Origin of the sequence: Arthrobacter sp. NPDC093139 (assembly GCF_044754165.1) — a bacterium.
In the GTDB taxonomy this organism is placed as follows: Bacteria; Actinomycetota; Actinomycetes; order Actinomycetales; family Micrococcaceae; genus Arthrobacter.
Genome location: NZ_JBIVOO010000010.1, coordinates 151,670 through 174,220, shown reverse-complemented (window position 1 = coordinate 174,220; position 22,551 = coordinate 151,670). Strand labels below are relative to the sequence as shown.

Here is a 22,551-nt window from a genome sequence, read left to right as displayed (position 1 = left end):
GCACCGGACTGTGTCGTGGACACGGCAGGCGCAGAGATGTTCGAAGTCATCTTTCTCCTAATTTATTGATTACTTGACAGTTACGAAGGAAGTTTCTGGGCCCGCTGGCAATCGCTGCAGATCCCCTGGTACATGACGTCCGCGATCTGGATGGTCATGGGACGGGAGTCCTCGTTCCAGTGCGGGGTCAGGCAGGGCGCATGGCCGACGGCGCAATCGACGTCCTCCACCCTGCCGCAGCTGACGCAGACCGCGTGGTGGTGGTTGTCGCCGACGCGGGTCTCGTACAGTGCGGGCGAGTGCGGAGGCTCAAAGCGGCGCAGCATATGCAGGTCGGTCAGGTCACCGAGCACAACGTAGACGGACTGCGCCGTCAGCTCCGGCAATTCCTCGCGGGCAGCCGCCAGGATGCTCTCAGCCGGGGAGTGCGGGTTGTGTTCGACGGCGGACAGCACGGCCAGCCGCTGTTTGGTCACCCGGCGGCCGTGGGCACGCAGGGCCGCGGCCCATGCTTCGTGGCTTTCCGGGTGCTCGGTCATGACTCCATTGAAACACTTATTTTGACAAGATCACAATAAGGCAAAGCTAACTTCCGTCCGCGGCTAGAGTTGCCGGGTGGGGAAAATACTGGCCGACATCACTCCGCTGCGCGAGAGCCCGGACTTTCGGCGGCTTTGGCTGGGCGGCGCCGTCTCCAACGTGGGATCCCAGCTGACCCTGGTGGCCGTCAGCCTGGAGGTGTACCGGCTGACCCAGGACAGCCTCTACGTTGGGCTGCTCAGCATTTTTGCCCTGGTGCCGCTGGTGCTCGGCGGCCTGCTGGGCGGTTCCATCGCCGATTCCCATGACCGCCGCACGGTGGCACTCCTCTCGTCCTCGGTGATGTGGGCGGCCGTGGCCGGTCTGGCACTCCAGGCGTGGCTCCAGGCGGGGAATGTCTGGCTCCTGTACGCACTCGTGGCCGTGCAAAGCGGAGCGCAGGCGATCAACCAGCCGGCCCGCAGCGCCATCCTTCCCGTGCTGGTGCGGAAGGAGCTTCTTCCGGCGGCCAACGCACTCAGCATGATCACCTTCGGCCTGGCCATGACGGCCGGACCCCTGCTGGCCGGGGTGCTCGTGGCCACGGTGGGATTCGGCTGGACCTACACGCTGGACCTGGTGAGCTTCGCCTTCGTGTTCTGGGCACTGCTGCGGCTGCCGTCAATGCCGCCTGGCAAAGAGGCGGGTAGGGCAGGCCTGCGCTCGGTGGTGGAAGGCTTCCGGTTCCTGGGCACGCGGCCCAACGTGCGCATGACCTTCATCATCGACCTCGTTGCCATGATCCTGGCGCAGCCACGGGCGCTGCTGCCCGCCGTCGGCGCCCTCATGATCGGCGGCGGCGAAACCACGGTTGGCATCCTGCTGGCATCCACTGCTGTCGGTGCATTCCTGGCCGGTCTCTTTTCAGGGCCGCTGGGCTCTGTGAGGATGCAGGGAACAGCGGTGGTCTGGTCTGTCATGGGGTGGGGTGCGTCGATTGCCGGATTCGGTCTGGTGGTGGTGCTGGCCGGCCGGGCCGGCTCCGGGGGAGTGACACTGTGGCTGCTGCCCGCCGCCCTGTGCTGCGCCCTGGCCGGAATCTCCGACTCTGTCAGTGCGGTCTTCCGCACCACCATCCTTCAGGCGGCAACGCCGGACCACCTGCGCGGCCGGCTGCAGGGGGTCTTCATTGTGGTGGTCGCGGGCGGGCCGAGGATCGGGGACATGCTGGCCGGTGCCGGCACTAAAATTCTTAGTGAAGGCTGGGTCCTGCTGCTTGGCGGCGTCCTGTGCATTGGAGTGGCCTGGACAGTCGCCAGGTGGCAGTCCGGCTTCCTGAAGTACGACGCGCGGAATCCTGTTCCTTAGCGGTGCTGCTGGAGTTCTGACGTGGAGTTAAGAGCTGTGGAGGGAAGAGTGCACAAACACTACAACGGCCTGAAGACCGCGGCGCTTTTCGGCGTGCTGTGGGCGGTGCTGCTGGGCCTGGGAGCACTGATTGCAGGCAACACCCGCAGTACGGCCCCGATCGTGATCATGGCGCTGATCGGGGTGGTCACCACCGCCTACGGGTACTGGAACAGCGACAAGATCGCGCTGCGCTCCATGCAGGCGTATCCGGTGTCCGAAGCGCAGGCTCCCCAGCTGTATCAGATGGTCAGGGAGCTGTCAGTGCGCGCCAACCAGCCAATGCCGCGGATTTTCGTCTCGCCCACCATGGCCCCGAACGCGTTCGCGACCGGCCGGAATCCGCAGAACGCTGCGGTCTGCTGCACCGAGGGGATCCTGCAGCTGCTGAGCCCCCGCGAGCTCCGCGGAGTCCTGGGCCATGAGCTCATGCACGTGTACAACCGCGACATCCTGACCTCGTCGGTGGCCGCGGCCGTGGCCGGCGTCATCACCTCGGTGGGGCAGATGCTGCTGATCTTCGGCGGCGGGGACCGGCGGAACTCGAATCCGCTCGCCCTCATCGCGATGGCCCTTCTGGCACCGTTCGCGGCGACCCTGATCCAGGTGGCCATTTCCCGAACCAGGGAGTACGACGCCGATGAGGACGGTTCACAGCTCACGGGAGACCCGCTGGCGCTCGCCTCGGCACTGCGCAAGATCCATCAGGGAGTGCAAGCTGCGCCGCTGCCGCAGGACCAGCGGCTCGTCAACGCCTCGCACCTGATGATCGCCAATCCCTTCCGGGGTGGGGCCATGACCAAGCTGTTCGCTACCCACCCGCCCATGCAGGACCGCATTGCCCGGCTGGAGCTGATGGCGCGCCGGCCGCTCGGCTGACGTCCCGCCGTCGTACTCCCGATCCACGCCGCGCACCGCACTCCACGCCGGAAAAGTTGTGCAGCGTCAGAGCGTCCGGGCGTAGCAGACGGACAGCGGCTCTCCGGCGTAGGGCCCGAAATTGTCGATGAGCATATAGCCCTCGCGCTCATAGAACCGGATGGCGTCCGGCTGGGCTGTCCCTGTCTCGAGTTTGAGTTCGTTCAGTCCACGACGGACGGCCTCGGCCTCGAGGCTGCGAAGCACGGCCGGGGCCACTCCCGTTCCCCGGTGGCTGGGCAGCACAAACATCCGTTTGATTTCCGCTGAGCCCACGTCCAGCTGCCGCAGCGCGCCACAAGCCACAGCCGTGCCCTGGGAGTCCCGGGCAACGACGAAGAAGGTGATGTCCTCGGCGCTGGGAGCTGTGCCGGGTTCGTGGTCGTCGGAGCCGTACCTCGCGTCCAGCTCGGCGCGCTGCATGCTCCGCAGCCGGGCGCCGTCCTCGGTATCCCACGGCTCAGGCGTCACAGAGAAATTCACGGGACTTCCTGTCTTTCAGGTCAGGACGCGCAAAAGACCTGGCGATACCCGATAACGGGTGTCGCCAGTCGATATGCCTGTCGCGGAACCACTCCCGGTCTAGCTGCGGAAGTTGACGAACTGGAGGTCGGCCTCGTCGAAGTCCTTCAGCAGGGCCATTGTGGCCTGGAGGTCGTCGCGGGACTTGGAGGTCACGCGGAGTTCATCGCCCTGGATCTGGGACTTGACGGACTTGGGGGCCTCGTCCCGGATCAGCTTGTTGATCTTCTTGGCGAGATCCTGCGCGATGCCTTCCTTGATGGAGCATTCCAGACGGAATTCCTTGCCGGACGGGTACGGTTCGCCCTGCTCAAGGGACTTAAGGGAGATCCCGCGCTTGATGAGCTTGGACTGGAAGACGTCCAGCACCGCCAGGACCCGGTCCTCGGAGTTGGCCTTCAGGAGGATCTTCTCCCCGCTGAAGTCGATCTCGGCGCCGACGCCCTTGAAGTCGTAGCGCTGGCCGATTTCCTTTTGGGACTGGTGCAGCGCGTTCGCCACTTCCTGCTTGTCTACTTTGCTTACGACGTCGAATGTGGACTCGCCGGCCATGACTCTCCTTTTGCTCGTGGTTGCTTCGCCCGGACGGGGCGTGGATATCTGCATTCCAGCGTAGTACGGATGGGCCCGTCGTGACGGTGAATCCGCTTTCACAGTTCTCTCATAGCTGAGGCACGGCGGGAACGGAGCCTGGCCGTGGACAGTTGTAGGAGTTGGAAGACCCCGGAAGGAACGCAATGACCCACCAGGCAGTCCGTCATGTCAGCCGATCCACAGCAGCCGCCGCAGGAGCGATCGCCACCGCCGCCACCTCGGTGACAGCCGCGGCCGTGGCCGCATCGATCATCCTGAGCCCGGCACCCGACGCGTCCTCGAGGCTGGACGGCGTCCATGCCGACCTCCAGCGTGCCGTGCAGCTGAACCAGATCACGGAGGAGCAGGCTCTCCGCTTCGAGGCAAAACTCGCGGGCCGCATCCTCGGGGAAGCCTGATTTTCCGCGGATTCTGAGCGGTGTTTCGCTCGATTCGATTCTTCGGCAGAAGTTCTGTAAAGTTGTCTTGCCCGCGGTTACTGGAAGCAATAACCCGGGTAACTTCTTTGAAGTTCGGCAGATTACCCGAGCGGCCAAAGGGGGCTGACTGTAAATCAGCTGGCAACGCCTACGGGGGTTCGAATCCCTCATCTGCCACCCGCGGGAAACCCCGTCTGACCAGTGCAAACCGGTCAGGCGGGGTTTTCTTTTCGCTCGCCGATCCGCCTGGGCTATTGCACACCAATCGCTGCTGACATCGGGATTGCACGGCGATACTCTGTAAGGGTAAATCCCGGCTGTGATTTAGGCCATGGCCGGTGGTTGCAGCCCCAGCGGGTACATCCAAGGCAGGGTTACCGAGGTGGACAGAACCAGAGGCAGCGCCAAGGTCAGCGTCCTTGCCGCAACTGGGCTCGTCGCAGCCCTTCTTGCAGGCTGCACAAACTCCGGACCGGTTTCCCCATCCAACGTGCCGGACAGTCATGACATAACTGTCTGGATCACGGACACCCTGCCGGACCGCGTCGCCAAAATGCAGGCAATCGCCGACCGCTTCACCGCCGCCACTGGCCTGAAAGCGGATCTCGTGAGCGTGCCTGAGCACGAGTTCAATCAGACGCTGACGTCTTCGGCGGCGGCCGGCAATCTGCCTGACGTCATTGGCGCGATTTCGCTGGGCAACGTGCGTACGCTTGCCGCCGGCAAGCACGTCCACACCGGAGCCAACGCCGCGGTTGTCAGGAACCTTGGGGAAGGGACGTGGTCCCGGCGCGCGCTGGAGCTTACCCGCGACGGCGGCAGCCAGCTGGCCGTGCCTGTCGCCTCCTGGCAGCAGGTCCTGTATTACCGCAAGGACCTTTTCGCGAAGGCGGGCCTGGCGGCTCCCAACACCTATGCCGACATCAAGGCGGCCGCCGAAAAGCTGCACACCCCGGAGGTGGCGGGGTTCGTCGCGGCCAACAAGGCAGGGGAGCCCTTCACCCAGCAGTCCTTCGAGCACATCGCGCAGGGCAACGGCTGTGAACTCGTCAGCGCCCAGGGTGCCATCACCTTTGACAGCCCGCAGTGCGTAGGCGCCCTCAGCTTCTACAGGGACATGCTGAAGAACTACTCTGTCCCCGGGATCCAGGACATCGGCACTGTCCGGGCCGCGTACTTCGCGGGCAAGGCCGCGATGGCTGTCTGGCCAACGTTCATGCTGGACGAATTGGCGGGACTTCGCAACGACACCAGGCCCGGCTGCCCCGAATGCAAGCTGGATCCTGGATTCCTGGTCAGGAACACCGGTGTGGTGGCGGGCATCCTGGGAAGCGGCGGAACGCGGCCGGCGCACTTTGGGGAGATCACCTCGTGGACGGTTACGGACGACTCTGACACCGAGCATGCCCGGAAGTTCGTGGAGTATCTAGTGAGCGACGGCTACGCCGACTGGCTGTCAGTAGCCCCCGATGAGCGTATTCCGGTGCGTGTCGGCAGTACGGGCAATCCCACGGAGTATGCGGATGGCTGGAGGGCCATGCCTGTAGGCATGAGCGAGAAGGAACCGCTGGGCAAGTTCTACTCGAGCGATGTTCTCTCCGTCCTGATGCACGGTGTCCAGGACCTCAATCACTGGGGCATCCTCCAGGGCCGTGGAGACCTTGCCGGGGCTGCGATGGCTGAACTGCCGATCGCCGAGGCCGTCGGTCAGGTCACTTCCGGAGCAGCGGATCCGCGGACAGCGGCAGCCAAGGCAGCGGCCACGCTCCGTTCCATCCTGCGCACGCTGGGGTGACCGGAGGAATCCCGCTTCACGCCGGCCGGGATGGGACCGAAGTGAGATGCGGACCCCTGTTCACAAAAACGTCTGAGGAAACGTGCTAAACGGCGGAAATGCGGTTTTATCCTGTTTTTCTTCATGATTGAACGTTGCATCACGCTGCTTTAGAGCCTGCATTCTTTCTGGAAATTGACGGAAACCGTTGAGTTCGGTGAACCCGTCTTTGCCCCGATTAAACGCTGCATTCATTGCTCTTTCCAAACAGGCGAAATAGGGTCATGATTTTTGCTAAGCCTGTTCGGAACAACAAGGTCTCAGGGTGAGGAGGCTGCACCCACGCTTCTGGTCGTATCCTCGGTGAGTGTTCCGAGAGACTCTGCTTTGCGCCTTGATTGGGCATCTTCATAGTGTCCACCAGGCGCGGTTCCAGCAGCGCTGCCAATACCGGTGAGCTGTAATGACAGCGGACCGGCGGCAGACGCTGAACGCAGTTAATTCCAACCGCGAAAGGCAACAGGATGTGTCAGTCACATAGACGACTATCAGCTTTGGGCTCTGTTTTTACGCTACTTGTGGCGGTCTCCACCGTGGCGTCATGCGCGGCGCCAAATGCCGGCCAAACTCCGGCTACAACTACGGTAGCGGCATCGCCGTCAACGTCGACGGCAACGCCAACCGGCACCAGCACGACGTCGGAGTCCCCGTCAGAGGCGGCTGACCCCTCGGAGCTGTGCGGTCCCGGGTCTGCCATCAACTTCGACAATGGTGCTTTTCCGGAGGCTCCGGTCATCGACAACAAGTGGTTCTCCCTGACGCCGGGCACGCAGTACACGACGACCGGGAAGGTGGTCAGTGCTGAGGGCACCACCGAGCGGACGGTGACGCACACCGTCACGGGCCTGACCAAGGTCATAGACGGGGTGAAGACACAGGTCCTGTGGGACCGCGACTACGCGGACGGCTCGCTGGTCGAATCCGAACTGGCTTTCTTTGCCCAGGACAACGAAGGAACGGTCTGGCTCTTCGGGGAGTATCCGGAAGAGTTCGAAAACGACAAATTCATTGGCGCCCCCAATACCTTCATCCACGGGATCGACGAGAGCCAGGCAGGCATAGCCATGCAGGCTGACCCGAAGGTTGGTACGCCTGAATATGTCCAGGCGCACGCGCCTTCCGTGGACTTTTTGGACTGCGGCGACGTGTTCCAGGTGAACGAGCGCGTCTGCGTGCCCACGGGTTGCTACGACGACGTGCTGGTGATCGACGAGCACAATCCGCTGGAACCCGCTGTAGGCCACCAGCGCAAGTTCTATTCGGCAGGGACCGGACTTGTGAAAGTGACTGCCGTGGGCGGTGCGGACCAGGAAACCCTGGACCTGTCCAAGGTCGAAAAGCTCACTGACGCAAAACTCGTGGAGGTCAACAAGGAAGCGCTCAAGCTCGACCAACGTGGCTATGAAGTCAGCAAAGAGGTCTATGCGAAGACAGCCCGTGCCGAGGTAGCCACGGAAACCTCAGGCGGTAAATGAGCCGACCGCACACAAAGACCGTGCATCACAGAAAAAGCGCCCCCTCCGCTGACTGAGCCAGCGTATGCGTTAGGACGCCCGTTCGCTCCTGAGCTGCGCAATTTCACGGCGGAGGGCGGCCACCTCTGCAGTAAGGTCATTCACTTCTGCAAGGACAGGCTGTTCTGCTGTTTCGACGGCGGTCTCGGCGGTTTCGCTGACCCGCTGGACCAGCCAGGAAGCTATGGAGGCCGTCACCACGCCCAGCACGGCAATTCCGCTCATCATAAGGGCTGCGGCTACCGCCCGGCCCAGGCCGGTGACGGGATACAGGTCTCCATAGCCAACCGTGGTGATAGTGGTGACCGCCCACCACACTGCGTCGCCGAAGGTCAGGATCTTCGCATCGGGAGCCGACTGCTCGGCGTCGAGCACCGCCAACGCGCCGACGAAGACCAGAAGGGCGGCGGAGCCTGCCACATAGGTCGCAACCCGTCCCCGCAACGAATCGCCGACTGTCCGGTGGAGCACCGACAGCAGGGTCACCAGCCGCAGTAGCCGCAGCGGCCGGAATACCGGCAGGGCAACGATCAGCAACTCATGAAGGTTCAGGAGGAACCAGCGGCGGCGGTTGTCCGCAAGCCACAGGTTCACCGCATAATCCAGAGCGAAGATGCCCCACGTGATCCACAGAGTAGCCTCGAGCCACTCGTTGCCCCGGCCCTCAACTTTGCCTACGACCTGCCAGGCGTAGGCCGCCAGGAAGACGACAGCCGTCCCCATCAGCGGCCACTCGGCAAGGTCCCGGTAGCGTTGCTGCGTCATGCGCAAAATCATACGGGCACGGGCAGGCCCTGCTGCCTGCTCAGTTCAGCGCTATGACCAGCATTTGGGTGGTCCCGGGGATGCAGGTCTGCAGGACCGCCCGCGGGAACCCGCCGAACACGGCCGCAACATCGTTCGTTGTGCCGCCGTTGGGTACCTGGCTGCGTGCCGCCACGGTATAGGATCCGTATCCCGCGAGATCGACGCGCTCGCCGACCTGGATGCCGGAGAAGCGGGCCCAGCCGCCGCAGAAGTCGTGCTCCGTGATGAAGAGCGAGTAACCGTCGGTCGGTGTGAAATGGATAGGCCCAATGCACCGGTCCACCATGTCCTGCCCTCCTGCACCCGCCACATAGATGGTCCGGACCAGCGGTGCCGGAGCAGGGGCGGGAGCAGGTGCAGGGGCGGGAGCCTGGGCGGGTGCCGGAGCAGGTGCGGGCGCGGCCGGCGCTGGCTTGGCTGGAGCGGGTGCCGGGGCGGGTGCCGCAGCCTTCACTGCCGGGACGGGCCCTGCAGGCTTCACGGCCGGAGCCGGGGCCGCGGCCTTCACTGCAGGGGCGGGTGCCTTCGCCGCCGGAGCCACTGCCGGACCCGCAGCGGACGCGGCCGGGGCAGCAGAGGCGGCTGGCGCTTCTGTAGCAGGCGCCTTGGCAGCGGGTGCTGACGCGGCCATGTCCGTCACGGTGCCTGGCAGGCCGGCCCACGGAATGGCATCGTCCCTGGCCGGGGCCGATATCACCTGGCCTGCCGCGGGGGAGTCGTGGGCCGGGGCCGCAGACCAAATGGGGGTCGCGGCACTGAGCAGCAGTACTCCTGCGAGCACGAGCGCCCTGACGTCGAATCCCGTTGTCAGCGTTCCGGGCTGCGGCCCAAAAAGATAGACCGCCCCGCGGTGCCGGCTGGTTTTTTCCTGCTGATCCATGGCTGACCCTGAACCGTCGTGCGGCTGCAGAATCTGCGGCCGCTAGCTGGGCGGTCAAGCGCAGACAAGGTACGGCGCCCGCGCGAAAATGGCGGGACCGCTTGACGTTACGCCTGACCATTAAATTGAGAGAGGGACGCGCTCACTAACGCGTCTGCCCAGCAGTGTTGAGTGTAGGAGGGGTGTTTCCGCCGGCGCACGGGTAGGCAATACCTGTCTTTGCACGCAGCCCCTACTTGAATCCCGCAGGCTGCGCCGGCGAGAGAAGTCACGGGTGGCATGTTTGTTACCCGCGGGTAACATATAGATCATGCACCTGCTTCTGCGCACACTCCTGCTGCTGGTTACTTCCTCGAGGCGCCCGCCGCTCAGCGTATGGGAGGCGTCCTCGCTCCCCCTCCGCGTGCTTCCGACTGATATAGACATCGCCATGCATGTGAACAACGGGATGTACTTCTCGCTGATGGACCTCGGGCGTTTCGATCTGATGGTCCGCAGCGGCACCTGGGCGAGGATGCGGCGGCGGGGCTGGAGTCCGGTGGCTGCGGGGGAGACCATCACCTTCCGCCGCTCGCTGCAGCTGTGGCAGCGGTACACGATCGAGTCCAGGATCATCGGACTGGATGCCAAGGCCATCTACTTTGAGCAGCGGATGGTGGTGGACGGTGAAATCTATGCCCGGGCCTACATCGCCACCCGGCTGGTGAGCAGGGGAAGGCCAGTCAGCCAGGAGGAGATCATTGCAGAGTTTGGTGCGCCCCCAGAAGAACTGGAGCTTCCGGACTGGATCCACGACTGGCGGGAAAACAACGCGCTGCCCGGCTCACGCAGGCCGGCGCCGCACGCCTGGGCCTGATGTATTCCCGGTGACGCGTGTAGCGAACAAGGTCCGCCTCGAAGGGACATCCGGAGCTGGCTCGCGTACCGTGGACACATGGCAACCGTAGACATTACAGGTGAACAGTTCGCATCAACCGTTGAGAACAACGATATTGTCCTCGTTGACTTCTGGGCCGAATGGTGTGGTCCCTGCAAGCAGTTTGGGCCCACATATTCCGCAGTCTCCGAAAAGCACAGCGACGTCGTCTTCGCCAAGGTGGATACTGAGGCTGAGCAGCAGTTGGCCGCGGAAGCCGGCATTACATCGATCCCCACCCTGATGGCCTTCCGCGAAAAAGTGCTGGTCTTCTCCCAGCCCGGTGCGCTGAATGCCCCCCAGCTCGAACAGGTCATCGACGCCGTCAAGGCGCTCGACATGGCCGAAGTCCACGCCCACGTGGCGCGCTCGCAGGCCGAGGCCGAGGCCGCCGCGGCCGCAGGCACCAGCACAGGCACCAGCACCGGTAACGGCACGGGCAAGAACACGGGCACTCAGGACGGATCGCAGATCCCGGACTTCTAAGGTCCACTGAAGCCCTCTAAGCTCCATCGAGCGCAAAGGCGGGGTCACTCCGCGCCCGGAATTTCGGTTCCGGACGCGGAGTGACCCCGCCTTTTGTGCTTCCTCTGACTACAGGCGTTCGATTCTGACCGGCTCGGCGAGCAGCGCGCTGAGGGATTCATTCATGTCCTGCACGGCGGTGCCCTTGGAGTGCTTTTCCAGATCCTCCTCGGAAGCCCACCGTTCGGTCAGGACCAGCTTCTCTTCCGTGGCTTCGGTGAGCTCGTAACGGATGCAGCCGGGCTCGTTGACCACTTCGTCGATCGCGATTTCGAGGGCGAGCTTCACGCGGAAGAATTCGCCGTCGTTGGGGATGAACGTTGCCTGCAGGTCGATGGGTGCACTCATGGCTTTCACAATACCGGTCACCGCCGGCGCTCCCGGACCTGTTTACGCCGGACACCGGACTGTTGCGCTTCTTTTGCCCGGGAGCAGTTGGTAGCGTGCCACCATGCGCGCTTACACAGCCGGGGACACTGACGTTCCGCTGCTTGATGAAACCATCGGCGAGAATTTCGAGCGGACCGCGGCCCGGTTTCCTTTCCACGACGCTCTGATCGAGGCGGCCGCAGTGCCCGGCGCGGACGCCCGGCGCTGGAGCTACACCAAACTGAACGACGACGTCGACCGCCTCGCCCGGGGGCTCCTCGCCCTGGGCGTCGCGAAGGGGGAGCGGATCGGAATCTGGAGCCCCAACTGTGCTGAGTGGACCATCCTGCAGTACGCGACCGCCAAAATCGGCGCGATCCTCGTCAATGTGAACCCCGCCTACCGCAGCCATGAGCTGGCATTCGTGGTCAAACAGGGCGGCATGCGCATGCTGGTCACAGCGCCGACGGACCGGAACAGCGACTACGTGGGCATGGCACGGCAGGCGCTTGGCGAATGTCCGGAGCTGCGCGAGCTGGTGTTCCTGCCGGACTTCGAATCGGAGGGGCTCGACGCCGGCGTCCCCCAAAATGAGCAGGAGCTGACGTACGCGGAGTTGCTCAAGCGGGCGGACGACGTCGGGCATTCCAGCCTGAAGGCGCGCATGTCCGAACTGGACCCGCACGACGCCGTCAACCTGCAGTACACGTCGGGGACCACCGGTTTCCCGAAGGGTGCCACTCTGACGCACCACAACATCCTCAACAACGGCTACTCGATCGGGGAGCTGCTGCGTTACACCGAACACGACCGGGTGGTCATTCCCGTGCCGTTCTACCACTGCTTCGGCATGGTGATCGGGAATATCAATGCACTCAGCCACGGGGCCGCCACCATCATTCCCGGACGCAGCTTCACGCCGGCGGCGGCCCTGGAGGCGGTGCAGGATTTCGGCGGGACGTCGCTTTACGGCGTACCCACCATGTTCATCGCCGAACTGGCGCTGCCGGACTTCGCCTCCTACGACCTGTCAACCTTGCGCACGGGTGTCATGGCCGGTTCACTGTGCCCCATCAAGGTGATGAAGCGGGTTATCTCGGAGATGAACATGCGGGATGTGGCCATCTGCTATGGCATGACCGAGACCTCTCCGGTATCCACCATGACGCGCAGCGGCGACACCCTGGAGCACCGCACGCGGACCGTGGGGCGCACCATGCCGCGGCTGGAGAGCAAGATCGTGGACCCGGCCACCGGGGACGTCCTGGAGCGCGGGGAGATCGGTGAACTGTGCACGCGCGGCTACGCCGTCATGCAGGGTTACTGGAACCAGCCGGACAAGACGGCCGAGGCCATCGACGCCGAAGGCTGGATGCACACCGGGGACCTGGCCCGGATGGACGAAGACGGGTACGTGGTGATCGAGGGCCGGATGAAGGACATGGTGATCCGCGGCGGCGAGAACATCTATCCGCGCGAAATCGAAGAGTACCTTTACACGCATCCTGCCATCCAGGATGTTCAGGTGATCGGCGTGCCTGACACCAAGTACGGCGAGGAGCTGATGGCCTGCATCATCCTCAAACCAGGGGCGGAGCCGCTGGACGCGACCGCCGTGGCCGAGTTCTGCCGTGGCAAGCTGGCGCACTACAAGATCCCGAGGTACGTCGAGGTCCGTGAGAGCTTCCCGATGACGGTTTCGGGCAAGGTCCGCAAGGTTGAGATGCGTGAGGAAGCGGTGGCCCGGCTGGGTCTCTGATGGGCCCTGCTGGGCTACCTCGTGTTCCGGCTGATCGCCCGGATGCCCACCAAGAGTCCGACGGCGGCTGTTGCCACGGCGGCGAGCAGGCCGTACAGCGTGTCAACGCCGACGGCGCCGGCGAAGAGTTCGCGCTCGGCGTTGACCAGGTAGGTGAGCGGGTTGAAGAGGCTGGCTGCCTTCATCCACTCCGGTCCCGCTTCGATGGGCAGCATGATGCCGGACAGGATCATCAGCGGGAACAGCAGGGTCTGCTGCACACCCCAGAAAATCCACTCCTTGTTCTGCGAGACCAGCGCGAGCGAGTACGACAGTGCGCCGAGCCCGATGCCGAAGATCCCCAGGATGATGAGCCCGAGAAGGACGTGCAGAGGATGGAGGACGAAGCCGAACGGAATGCACACCACTGAAATCAGCAGCCCCTGCACCACGAGCGGTGCCCACTCCTTCAGGGCCCGCCCGATCATCAGCGACGAGCGGGAGAGGGGAGTGGCCAGGATCCGCTCGTAGGAACCCGTCATCAGCTCGTACTGCAGGTTGGACCCGGTCATGGACGTGCCGAACAGGGCGACCATGACGACGACGCCGGGAAGGAACCACTGCAGCGTGGACTGGCCGCCGAATACCGGTGCTCCCACGGCCGAACCGAGCAGGGGCCCGAAAAGACCCAGGAACACCAGGGGCTGGAGCAGCGAGAACACGAGCGAGAACGGATCCCGCAGCGGCAGCAGCATTTCCCGCCAGAACACGTACCAGGTGTCCCGCAGGACGCGGTCCAGTCCCGGTTTCTCGGACGGCTCCACGCGTGTGGCAGGTCCAGCCATCACACCTCTGCCCCTTCCCGCAGGCTCCGTCCGGTCAGTTCAAGAAACACGTCATCGAGCGTCGGCGGTTTCAGCTCCACGGACTGCGCGGGAGCGCCGGCGTCGTGCATTTTCCTCAGCAGCTCCGGCGCCAGCCGGGCGCCGTCGGTGAGGCGCAGCCGGAAGCGGACGACGCCGTCGTGGGCGTATTCGTCCATCTCTCCTTGGGCGGCGGCCCGCCCCAGCAGCCCGCGCACTTCAGCGGCAGCACCCGCCGCCACCTCAACGGCCAGCAGGTCCCCGGCGAGGTCGGCCTTGAGCCGGGCGGCGGTGTTGTCCGCGATGATGCGTCCGTGATCAATGACGATGACGCGTTCCGACATGGAATCCGCCTCGTCCATGTAGTGGGTCGTCAGGACGATCGTGGTCCCGTGCTCGGCCCGCATGCGCATGATGTGCTCCCAGAGGTTCGCGCGGTTCTGCGGATCCATGCCGGTGGATGGTTCGTCAAGGAACAGCAGCCGGGGCGAATGCATCAGCCCCAGCGCAACGTCCATCCGCCGCCGCTGGCCGCCGGAGAGCTTGATGACCGTGCGCTTGGCGAGGTCCGCCAGGTCCAGCGATTTCAGCAGTTCCTCGGCGCGCGCCCTGGCGTCTGTGGTGTTCATCCCGTAGAAACGGCCCTGCATCATCATCTCGTCGATCACGCGGTAGCTGTGTCCGCCGCCGTTGCCCTGGCCGATGTAGCCAATCCTGGCCCGCACCCCTGCCGGGTACGCCGCGACGTCCAGCCCCGCCACCGTGGCTGAACCGGAGGTCGGCCTGAGCAGGGTGGTCAGCATGCGCAGGGTGGTGGACTTGCCGGCTCCGTTCGGGCCGAGGAAGGCCACGAGTTCGCCGGGGGCCACGTCAATGTCGACACCCTTGACCGCCTCCACCGTGTCCTTCTTGACCGTGAAGTTCTTGGTGAGTTTCCGGGTGTGAATCACTGGACGCTCCAAGGTTCCGGGCTCCATCCTCCGCCCACGGTATACCTGTGACGTTTCCGGCGTCCACGGTCCGCCGGGCGGGACCGACCCGAACGGACAGTTGCGGCCGGGTGAGGGACGGGCTCAGTGGCGCCGGTGGTCCTGGATGGTCATCCGCGGCCCGAACGTGGGCTTCCGGAAGCCGCTGAGTCCGATCATCCGGACCACCCGCTGTCGGTGGCCACGCCATGGCTCCAGCAGGGCCAGCATTCCGGCGTCGTCGGTCCTCCTGCCGGTCAGCGCAGCGCCCACGTCGGCCGCAAGATGGTAATCGCCGACGGCAATCGAGTCGGGGCAGCCGTGCGTCCGCTGCACCACCTCGGCGGTGGTCCACACCCCTATGCCCGGGATGGTTTGCATCTTGGCGGCAGCCTCCGCCGCCGGCAGCGCCGCCAGCCGTTCAAGCGCGACGGCGGAACGCAGCGCCCGCATGACGGTGGCCGACCGCTGCGGTCCCACGCCGGCCTTGTGCCACTCCCAGGACGGGATGCGGAGCCACTGTTCCGGGGTGGGCCGTACCAGCAGCCCGGCCGGCGCCACAGTCAAGGCTCCGGGGGCGGGAGTGCCGTGGCGGTACATGAGGTAGCGGAATCCCCGCCGGGCCTCGATCACGGTGACCTTCTGCTCCAAAATGGTGGGCACGAGGGAGTCCACCATCCGCCCCGTGGACGGGAGACGGATCGCGAGGTTCCGGCGTCGTGCTTCCCGGACCAGCCGCGGGAGCGTCGCGTGGAAGCCGGGCTCGTCAAAAGCGGACCAGTCGTCGCCGGCCCCCAGCAGGCGCGGCAAGGTGGCTATTGCCGCCGCCGAGCCGGGACCCCAAGCCTGTGCATCGACATAAGGGTCCGGGCCCTGCTCGGCGCTGGTGAGGCGGAGCGTGACAGGGCCGTCCGGCGTCGTGAACGCCATCCACAGGCCGTCCGGGCAGGCGGCAAAAGAGGGATCGCCGTTGCCGCGCATGAGCGTGCCCAGGGTCTGGCGCAGGCTGTAGGGGCCGCCGGCATGCCATCGCACTGCGGCGTCCGCGGCAGCGGCTACGCTGGCGGGGACGTCCGTGATGGTCATGGAATCATCGTCCCACGGACGGCTGACATACGGACTGGTGACAGTCGGACCGCTGACATCCGGGACAGCCGGGCGGCATTGCGCAGCAGGCCTTATCGCCCGCAGCGGGGAGGACTACAATCCCAGGTGTGCGCGGGGCGTCCGCGCCGCTCAGCCAAACCCCAGGAGGGCACCATGGCAGGCATTGTGCATTTCGAAATCCCCGCCGACGATCAGGGCAGGGCCACGGACTTCTACCGGGAGGCATTCCAGTGGACCATCAACGCCATGCCGGAGATGGACTACAACGTGGTGATCACCACGCCCAGCGACGAGCAAACCGGGATGCCGAAAAGCCCCGGGGCCATTAACGGCGGCCTGTTCGCCCGCGAAGGTGAGCTGAAGACCCCAATCATCACCGTCGATGTGGAGAGCATCGACGAGACGCTGGCGCAGGTGGAGAAGCTTGGCGGCTCCGTGGTCAAGCCGAAGGACGCCATCCCGGGGATGGGCTTCTACGCCTACTTCAAGGACACCGAGGGAAACGTTCTGGGCCTGTGGGAGAACCTCCCCGCCGGGGGCGCAGAGGGAGCGGGAGGCTAAGGAGCCAACGTCGTCCTGAACCTCCGGGCGGCCGCTGCCGCCCGGAACGCCTGTCTGCGGGCAAGACGGTAAGTTGGTACCCATGAAGTACGCCCAGTCCGTTCTGGACCTTATCGGCAATACCCCGCTGATCAAGCTCAACCACGTCACCGACGGCATCAAAGCCACCGTCCTCGTGAAGCTGGAATACGTGAACCCCGGCGGATCCATCAAGGACCGCATCGCGGCCAGGATGATCGAGGAAGCGGAGCGGGACGGCAAGCTCAAACCCGGCGGCACCATCATCGAGCCGACCTCCGGCAACACCGGCGTCGGCCTGGCACTTGTGGCCCAGCAAAAGGGCTACAAGTGCATTTTCGTGGTCCCGGACAAGGTGGGGGAGGACAAACGCGCCGTGCTTCAGGCCTACGGCGCGGAAGTAGTGGTGACTCCCTCCGCCGTCGCCCCGGACAGCCCGCAAAGCTATTACAGCGTCTCGGACCGCCTCGTCACCGAGATTCCCGGTGCCTATAAACCGGACCAGTTCTCCAACCCCGCCGCGCCCCGCAGCCACTATGAAACCACCGGACCGGAGATCTGGCGTGACACCGACGGCAAGGTCACGCACTGCGTCATCGGTGCTGGCACCGGCGGCACCATCACCGGCACCGGCCGGTTCCTCAAGGAGGTCTCGGCGGACCGGCCGGAGTCCGACGGCGGCCGGGTCAGGATCATCGGGGCGGATCCCGCCGGCTCTGTGTACTCGGGCGGCACCGGCCGGCCGTACTTCGTCGAAGGCGTGGGCGAGGACATGTGGCCCGCCAACTACGACAAAGCCGTTCCTGACCAGGTCATCGCGGTCAGCGACGCCGACTCGTTCGCCATGACCCGGCGGCTGGCGCGCGAGGAGGGCCTCCTGGTGGGTGGCTCCTCCGGCATGGCCGTCGTCGCCGGGCTCCAGACTGCCAAGGACCTGCCCGAGGACGCCGTGGTGGTGGTGATCCTGCCGGACTCCGGCCGCGGCTACCTCGCGAAGATCTTCAACGACCAGTGGATGCGCTCCTACGGCTTCCTCTCCGGGGGCGAGGAAGCCTCCGTGGGCGAGGTCATCAAGTCCAAGACCGGTGAACTGCCGGACCTGGTCCACATCCACCCCAACGAGACCGTCCGCGACGTCATCAACATCATGAACGAGTTCGGCGTCAGCCACATCCCGGTGCTGTCCCAGGAGCCGCCGGTGGTGATGGGCGAGGTTCTCGGCGCTGTGGACGAACGCTCCCTGACCGCCAAGCTGTTCCGCGGCGAAGCCAATCTGACGGACAAGATCTCCGAGCACATGGGAAAGCCGCTACCGGTCATAGGCTCGCTGGAGACCATCTCCGCGGCCCGTGAACTGCTTTCCGACGTCGACACCGTGATGGTGACGTTCGTCGGCGCCCCTGTGGGCATCCTCACCCGCCACGACCTCCTCGCGTACCTCAGCCACTAGCCCAAGGAGCTCCATGTCTGTCTCAGAAAACCAAGGATTCAACACCCGGGCCGTGCACGCCGGCCAGGCCTTCGAGCCCCGCACCGGTGCCGTCATACCGCCCCTCCACTTCAGCTCCACCTATGCCCAGAACGGCATTGGCGGCCTCCGTGACGGCTACGAGTACGGCCGTGGCGGCAACCCCACCCGCGATGCCCTGCAGGACCAGCTCGCGGCGCTCGAGGGCGGCACGCACGCCTACTCCTTCAGCTCGGGGCTCGCCGCCGAGGATTCGCTCATCCGGGCCCTGATGCGGCCGGGCGACCACATCGTGCTCGGCAACGACGCCTACGGCGGCACCTACCGTCTGATCAGCCGGGTACTCGGTGACTGGGGGATCGGCAACACCCCCGTGGACATGTCGGACCTGGACGCCGTGGCGGCTGCCGTGGCCGCCCACAAGACGCGCTTCGTGTGGGTGGAAACCCCCTCCAACCCGCTCATGAAGATCACTGACATCCAGGCGCTCGCCACAGTGGCGCACGACGCCGGGGCCCTCCTGATCGTTGACAACACCTTCGCGTCCCCCTACCTGCAGACCCCGCTCGCCCTGGGTGCCGACGTCGTGGTCCACTCCACCACCAAGTACATAGGCGGACACTCCGATGTGGTGGGCGGTGCACTGGTGGTCAAGGACGCCGGCCTGGCAGAGAAGATCGGCTTTGTGCAGTTTGCCGTCGGGGCGGTCTCCGGGCCGATGGACGCCTTCCTCACCACGCGCGGGCTGAAGACGCTGGGGATCCGCATGGACCGGCACAGCGACAATGCCCAGGCCGTGGCGGAATGGCTGCTGGAACGTCCCGAGGTTGAGACGGTGCTGTATCCGGGGTTGCCCTCGCACCCGGGCCACGATCTGGCCAAGAAGCAGATGAAAAAGTTCGGCGGCATTGTCTCCGTCCAGTTCAAGGGCGGCGAGGCGGCGGCGCGCAAGGTGGCCGAATCCACGTCGGTCTTCACTCTGGCGGAGTCCCTGGGCGGCATCGAGTCACTGATGAACTACCCGTCCGAAATGACTCACGCCTCGGTGAAGGGCACCGAACTGGCGGTCCCCGTCGACCTCATCCGGCTGTCCTGCGGCATCGAGGACGTTGAGGATCTCATCGCGGACCTCGAGCAAGCCTTCGCGTTCATCCAGTGAAGGTGACCCCCGAGGCCCCCGACCAGACACTGGCAGCACCTTCCGAGGCGGTACATTCCACATCGGCAGTACCTAAGGCCGGCCGGACCATCATCGGTTGGCTGGCGACGGCGGCCGGCGCAATCGCAGTGGTCGCCGCCCTGGCGGTGCTCTACTCCCACTACGCCCCGGTGATGAACGACTTCGAGGTGTATTACTACGGCGGCACCAAAGTGCTGCAGTCCGGTGAGGGCGGAGTCAGTGAACTGTACGCGGCCCGTGACGGGCTGCCGTTTACGTACCCACCCTTTGCCGCGCTGCTTTTCGCCGGCCTCGCGACCCTGACGTTCGGGGAGAGCAGCGCGCTCTTCATCGGTGCCGCGCTCGGCGGAGCCGCCGTGGTATCCGCCTGGCTCAGCCGCCACTACTTCGGCCTGGGCCGCTGGCGCGAGGCAGCAGCTGACTGGCGCTTCCGGACCGTGGCGCTGGCCGGGACCGGGGCGATCCTGCTCATGGGGCCATGGCGCGACACGTTTGTTTTCGGACAGATCAACATCATCCTGATGGGTGTGATCCTGACCGATTTCGCCCTGCACGGGAAGTCACGGGCCGGCGAAATCCGGTGGCCGGCCGGTCTGCTGATCGGTGTTGCCGCCGGCATCAAGCTGACCCCCTTGGCGTTCGGCCTCTACTTCCTGGTCCGCCGCGACTTCAAGGCACTGGCCTGGATGGCCGCCGGGTTCTTCGGCTCCATCGCGCTCGCCTGGGCGGTGCTGCCGCATGCCTCGGCCGCCTTCTGGACCAGGATCCTGCCCGACACCGGCCGCATCGGCGGCCCCGGATACGTGGACAACCTGTCCGTCAAAGGCCTGCTGCTGCACTTCGGGATGCCGGACTCCGGAGTGACCAGCGTGGTGTGGCTCGTTCTCTCGCTGGCCCTCGTGGCCGTGGCCGCGCTTGTGATCAAGTGGGCACATGCGGTCGAGGAAAACTTCGTGGCAGTGTCCGCAACGGCGGTGCTGATGCTCCTGATCAGCCCGGTTTCCTGGTCCCATCACTGGGTGTGGATGGCCGTGGCGCTGCCTTCCATGGCCTTTGCGATGCACCGGGTCCCCACACGGAGCGGGAAGATGCAGCTGGCCGGCTGGATCATCGTGGCAGCGTCTGCCGTGGCGTTCTACCTCGCGCCCAAAGACCTGGCCATGATGGCCGGAGCCGAAGAGTGGGGCAAGGACCCTTCGACCCAATGGCCTTTGATGGCAGCCAGCCTGGGCGTGCTCTGCGGCATCGCCCTTCTGGTGTACTGGGCGGTGGCCTACCGGCCCTCCCGGACGCTTTTCTCCTCGCCGAGATGACATTTCGCGGCAGTGTTTCCGAGCAACACTGCCGCGAAGTACCTTCTCGATCCAGCAGCTAGCTTTCTTGAAGAAAGTCAGCGAGGGTCGCAGCATGCCCCTTCGTTCCGACTGGTCCCACCACACCTGCGCCATGGCCCGCGGCTTCGACATCCTTGGCGACCCGTGGGGCATGCTGGTCCTGCGTGAGGTGTTTTTCGGCAACGGGCGCTTCGACGCCATGCGGGAACGCCTCAGGGTGGCAGACTCCGTCCTCACCAGGCGGCTCACCACCCTGGTGGACGCCGGGCTGCTGACCAAAAAGCCGTACGACGACGGCGGCCGCACCCGCCAGGAGTACGTGCTCACCGCGAAGGGCGAGGATGCCCTGCCGGTGCTCAACGCCGTCGTGATCTGGGCGGAAAAGCATCTGCCTGCCCCGTCGGACCAGGCCCACATGTATGTCATTCATTCGACGTGCGGCCACCGGACCAGTTCGGCAGACACCTGCTTGGAGTGCGGCGAGCGGCTCACCGCGGAAAACACGAGCTGGCACAGCCTGGCCAGGACCGATGACCCGGTGCCTGTGGCGACCGCCCGAAGACACAGAGATGACGGGCAGGCCCAGAACAAGACAGACGCAACCGGAGACAAAGGAACAGCCGCATGAGCAGCCCTGAGGCTACCGCCGCCCGCAAGGAAGAAGATGCGCAGGCAGGGACGCCGCCAGGGACGCCGGGGCCCTCCCGGAAACCCCGCCTGCACCCGGCCTGGATTGTGGCCGCCGTGGCGTTCCTTGCCCTCGTCGGCGCGGCAGGTTTCCGGCCCGCGCCGGGTGTGCTCATGGTTCCGCTTCAGCAGGAGTTCGGCTGGTCCACCACCGTGCTGTCCGCGGCCGTCAGCATCAACCTGGTCCTGTTCGGCCTGACAGCCCCCTTCGCCGCCGCCCTCATGGAGCGGTTCGGCATCCGCGCCGTCACAGCCTTCGCACTCATGCTGATCGGCGCCGGCAGTGCCCTGACCGTGCTTGTCAACCAGTCCTGGCAAATCCTGCTGACGTGGGGCCTGTTGATTGGACTGGGCACGGGTTCCATGGCGCTGGTCTTTGCGGCCACCATCGCCAACACGTGGTTTTCCAGGAGCCGCGGGCTGGTCATCGGAATCCTGACAGCGGGCAGCGCCGCAGGTCAGCTGGTCTTCCTGCCCTTCATCGCCATGCTGGCGCAGGACCCCGGCTGGCGCCAGGCCTCGCTGCTGATCGCGGCCGGCGCCCTGGCCGTGGTCCCGCTGGTGCTGAGGTTCCTGAAGAACTCGCCGGCCGACGTCGGGGTATTGCCCTACGGCGCGGAGGCTGCGGCAGGTGACGCCGCACCGGAGGCCCGGTCAGGGGCAGCCGCTACTGCTGTGCCGCAGGCTGCCGCTGTGCCGCAGGCGCGCCCCGCAGGCAACGCCGCCGTCCGCGCCCTTCAGGTGCTCAAGAGGGCCAGCAAGGTGCGCACATTCTGGGCCCTCGCCGCCGGCTTTGCCATCTGCGGGGCCACCACCAACGGACTGATCGGCACCCACTTCATCCCCTCCGCCCATGACCACGGCATGCCGGAAACCACGGCGGCGGGCCTGCTGGCCGTCGTCGGGATTTTCGACATCCTTGGCACGATCGCCTCCGGCTGGCTGACCGACCGGTTCAACCCGAGGATCCTGCTCGCGGTGTATTACCAGTTCCGTGGAATCGGGCTGCTGGTGCTCCCGCTCCTGTTGAGCGCCACTGTCCAGCCCAGCATGATTGTGTTCGTCGTGATCTATGGGCTCGACTGGGTGGCCACCGTGCCGCCCACCGCCGCCATCTGCCGCCAGGTGTTCGGTGCCGACGGCAGTGTGGTGTTCGGCTGGGTGTTCGCCGCCCACCAGCTGGGCGCCGCCGCAGCCGCGCTGGCCGCGGGGGCCATCCGGGACGCCACGGGCCACTACACCTACGCCTGGCTCGGCGCGGCGGCGATGTGCACCATTGCCGCAGTCATCAGCGCCACAATCCGGAAGGACGCTTCGAAAGTGGGGGACACGGGGCGCCTGGTTTCGATCGAAGCCGCAGGCCGTTAGTACAATGAGCCCGGGCGCCGACCCGGGCACCTGAC

Annotated in this window: 24 protein-coding genes and 1 tRNA gene; 15 read left to right on the top strand and 10 right to left on the bottom strand. The window is 65.4% G+C overall.

What is annotated here, in order from left to right:
* Window positions 1–80 precede the first annotated feature (80 nt).
* Window positions 81–539 carry a Fur family transcriptional regulator gene (locus ACIP90_RS15855; RefSeq protein ID WP_400580454.1) on the bottom strand — a complete coding sequence of 153 codons (459 nt, stop codon included), beginning with the start codon at window positions 537–539 and terminating at the stop codon, window positions 81–83.
* Between the two features lie 76 nt (window positions 540–615).
* On the opposite strand from ACIP90_RS15855, the gene ACIP90_RS15850 reads away from it, so the two are divergent.
* Window positions 616–1,887: an MFS transporter gene (locus ACIP90_RS15850; RefSeq protein ID WP_400580453.1), complete on the top strand. Its 1,272-nt coding sequence runs from the start codon at window positions 616–618 to the stop codon at window positions 1,885–1,887.
* Window positions 1,888–1,935: 48 nt separating this feature from the next.
* Window positions 1,936–2,805, top strand: coding sequence for a zinc metalloprotease HtpX (gene htpX / locus ACIP90_RS15845; protein WP_400580451.1), 870 nt, complete (start codon window positions 1,936–1,938; stop codon window positions 2,803–2,805).
* 66 nt (window positions 2,806–2,871) lie between these two features.
* Here the strand turns inward: htpX and ACIP90_RS15840 are convergent, their stop codons facing one another.
* Window positions 2,872–3,327: a GNAT family N-acetyltransferase gene (locus tag ACIP90_RS15840; RefSeq protein WP_400580449.1), complete on the bottom strand. Its 456-nt coding sequence runs from the start codon at window positions 3,325–3,327 to the stop codon at window positions 2,872–2,874.
* A 99-nt stretch (window positions 3,328–3,426) separates the two neighbouring features.
* Window positions 3,427–3,918: a YajQ family cyclic di-GMP-binding protein gene (locus ACIP90_RS15835; RefSeq protein ID WP_400580448.1), complete on the bottom strand. Its 492-nt coding sequence runs from the start codon at window positions 3,916–3,918 to the stop codon at window positions 3,427–3,429.
* Between the two features lie 185 nt (window positions 3,919–4,103).
* Between ACIP90_RS15835 and ACIP90_RS15830 the strand changes: the two genes are divergently transcribed.
* From ACIP90_RS15830 to ACIP90_RS15820, 3 genes are all read left to right on the top strand, one after another.
* Entirely contained in the window at window positions 4,104–4,358 is a 255-nt protein-coding gene (locus ACIP90_RS15830; protein ID WP_400580446.1) for a hypothetical protein, read from the top strand.
* 116 nt (window positions 4,359–4,474) lie between these two features.
* Window positions 4,475–4,556, top strand: a tRNA-Tyr gene (locus tag ACIP90_RS15825).
* 205 nt (window positions 4,557–4,761) lie between these two features.
* Complete coding sequence (locus ACIP90_RS15820) at window positions 4,762–6,174, top strand: ABC transporter substrate-binding protein (protein ID WP_400580445.1); 1,413 nt, start codon at window positions 4,762–4,764, stop codon at window positions 6,172–6,174.
* Window positions 6,175–6,234: 60 nt separating this feature from the next.
* Here ACIP90_RS15820 and ACIP90_RS15815 read toward each other — a convergent pair whose 3' ends face one another.
* Window positions 6,235–6,408, bottom strand: a complete 174-nt coding sequence (locus ACIP90_RS15815; RefSeq protein ID WP_400580444.1) for a hypothetical protein — start codon at window positions 6,406–6,408, stop codon at window positions 6,235–6,237.
* 323 nt (window positions 6,409–6,731) lie between these two features.
* On the opposite strand from ACIP90_RS15815, the gene ACIP90_RS15810 reads away from it, so the two are divergent.
* Entirely contained in the window at window positions 6,732–7,688 is a 957-nt protein-coding gene (locus tag ACIP90_RS15810) for a hypothetical protein (RefSeq protein ID WP_400580442.1), read from the top strand.
* Between the two features lie 69 nt (window positions 7,689–7,757).
* Here the strand turns inward: ACIP90_RS15810 and ACIP90_RS15805 are convergent, their stop codons facing one another.
* Together ACIP90_RS15805 and ACIP90_RS15800 are read right to left on the bottom strand one after the other, a co-directional pair.
* On the bottom strand, window positions 7,758–8,492 hold the full coding sequence (locus ACIP90_RS15805) for a potassium channel family protein (protein WP_400580440.1): 735 nt from the start codon (window positions 8,490–8,492) through the stop codon (window positions 7,758–7,760).
* A 40-nt stretch (window positions 8,493–8,532) separates the two neighbouring features.
* Window positions 8,533–9,414, bottom strand: coding sequence for a peptidoglycan-binding protein (locus ACIP90_RS15800; protein ID WP_400580438.1), 882 nt, complete (start codon window positions 9,412–9,414; stop codon window positions 8,533–8,535).
* A 310-nt stretch (window positions 9,415–9,724) separates the two neighbouring features.
* Between ACIP90_RS15800 and ACIP90_RS15795 the strand changes: the two genes are divergently transcribed.
* Together ACIP90_RS15795 and trxA are read left to right on the top strand one after the other, a co-directional pair.
* A complete protein-coding gene (locus ACIP90_RS15795) occupies window positions 9,725–10,270 on the top strand; it encodes an acyl-CoA thioesterase (RefSeq protein ID WP_400580436.1) in 546 nt (181 codons plus the stop codon).
* Window positions 10,271–10,348: 78 nt separating this feature from the next.
* Window positions 10,349–10,816, top strand: a complete 468-nt coding sequence (trxA, locus tag ACIP90_RS15790; RefSeq protein ID WP_400580434.1) for a thioredoxin — start codon at window positions 10,349–10,351, stop codon at window positions 10,814–10,816.
* A gap of 108 nt (window positions 10,817–10,924) precedes the next feature.
* On the opposite strand, the gene ACIP90_RS15785 is transcribed toward trxA, so the two are convergent.
* Window positions 10,925–11,203, bottom strand: a complete 279-nt coding sequence (locus ACIP90_RS15785; protein WP_400580432.1) for a putative quinol monooxygenase — start codon at window positions 11,201–11,203, stop codon at window positions 10,925–10,927.
* A gap of 103 nt (window positions 11,204–11,306) precedes the next feature.
* Here ACIP90_RS15785 and ACIP90_RS15780 point away from each other — a divergent pair, with 103 nt between their 5' ends.
* A complete protein-coding gene (locus tag ACIP90_RS15780; RefSeq protein WP_400580430.1) occupies window positions 11,307–12,983 on the top strand; it encodes an AMP-binding protein in 1,677 nt (558 codons plus the stop codon).
* 14 nt (window positions 12,984–12,997) lie between these two features.
* Here ACIP90_RS15780 and ACIP90_RS15775 read toward each other — a convergent pair whose 3' ends face one another.
* The 3 genes from ACIP90_RS15775 to ACIP90_RS15765 form a co-directional block, all read right to left on the bottom strand.
* Window positions 12,998–13,807, bottom strand: a complete 810-nt coding sequence (locus ACIP90_RS15775) for an ABC transporter permease (protein ID WP_400580429.1) — start codon at window positions 13,805–13,807, stop codon at window positions 12,998–13,000.
* Window positions 13,807–14,775: an ATP-binding cassette domain-containing protein gene (locus ACIP90_RS15770; protein ID WP_400580427.1), complete on the bottom strand. Its 969-nt coding sequence runs from the start codon at window positions 14,773–14,775 to the stop codon at window positions 13,807–13,809. Before ACIP90_RS15770 ends, ACIP90_RS15775 begins: the two co-directional genes overlap by 1 nt.
* A 123-nt stretch (window positions 14,776–14,898) precedes the next feature.
* Window positions 14,899–15,879 (bottom strand): DNA-3-methyladenine glycosylase family protein, encoded by a 981-nt coding sequence (locus tag ACIP90_RS15765; protein ID WP_400580425.1) that lies wholly within the window; start codon window positions 15,877–15,879, stop codon window positions 14,899–14,901.
* 174 nt (window positions 15,880–16,053) lie between these two features.
* On the opposite strand from ACIP90_RS15765, the gene ACIP90_RS15760 reads away from it, so the two are divergent.
* The 6 genes from ACIP90_RS15760 to ACIP90_RS15735 all read left to right on the top strand — a co-directional run bounded on the left by ACIP90_RS15760 (window position 16,054) and on the right by ACIP90_RS15735 (window position 22,516).
* The gene (locus tag ACIP90_RS15760; RefSeq protein WP_400580424.1) at window positions 16,054–16,461 is read left to right on the top strand and encodes a VOC family protein; all 408 of its coding nucleotides are present in this window, start codon (window positions 16,054–16,056) and stop codon (window positions 16,459–16,461) included.
* An 82-nt stretch (window positions 16,462–16,543) separates the two neighbouring features.
* On the top strand, window positions 16,544–17,929 hold the full coding sequence (locus ACIP90_RS15755) for a cystathionine beta-synthase (RefSeq protein WP_400580422.1): 1,386 nt from the start codon (window positions 16,544–16,546) through the stop codon (window positions 17,927–17,929).
* Between the two features lie 13 nt (window positions 17,930–17,942).
* The gene (locus tag ACIP90_RS15750; protein WP_400580420.1) at window positions 17,943–19,106 is read left to right on the top strand and encodes a cystathionine gamma-synthase; all 1,164 of its coding nucleotides are present in this window, start codon (window positions 17,943–17,945) and stop codon (window positions 19,104–19,106) included.
* Window positions 19,103–20,440: a glycosyltransferase 87 family protein gene (locus tag ACIP90_RS15745; protein WP_400580418.1), complete on the top strand. Its 1,338-nt coding sequence runs from the start codon at window positions 19,103–19,105 to the stop codon at window positions 20,438–20,440. The genes ACIP90_RS15750 and ACIP90_RS15745 overlap by 4 nt, the downstream gene beginning before the upstream one ends.
* A gap of 94 nt (window positions 20,441–20,534) precedes the next feature.
* Window positions 20,535–21,089 (top strand): winged helix-turn-helix transcriptional regulator, encoded by a 555-nt coding sequence (locus tag ACIP90_RS15740; RefSeq protein WP_400580416.1) that lies wholly within the window; start codon window positions 20,535–20,537, stop codon window positions 21,087–21,089.
* Complete coding sequence (locus ACIP90_RS15735) at window positions 21,086–22,516, top strand: MFS transporter (protein WP_400580414.1); 1,431 nt, start codon at window positions 21,086–21,088, stop codon at window positions 22,514–22,516. Before ACIP90_RS15740 ends, ACIP90_RS15735 begins: the two co-directional genes overlap by 4 nt.
* The last annotated feature ends 35 nt before the right edge of the window (window positions 22,517–22,551 follow it).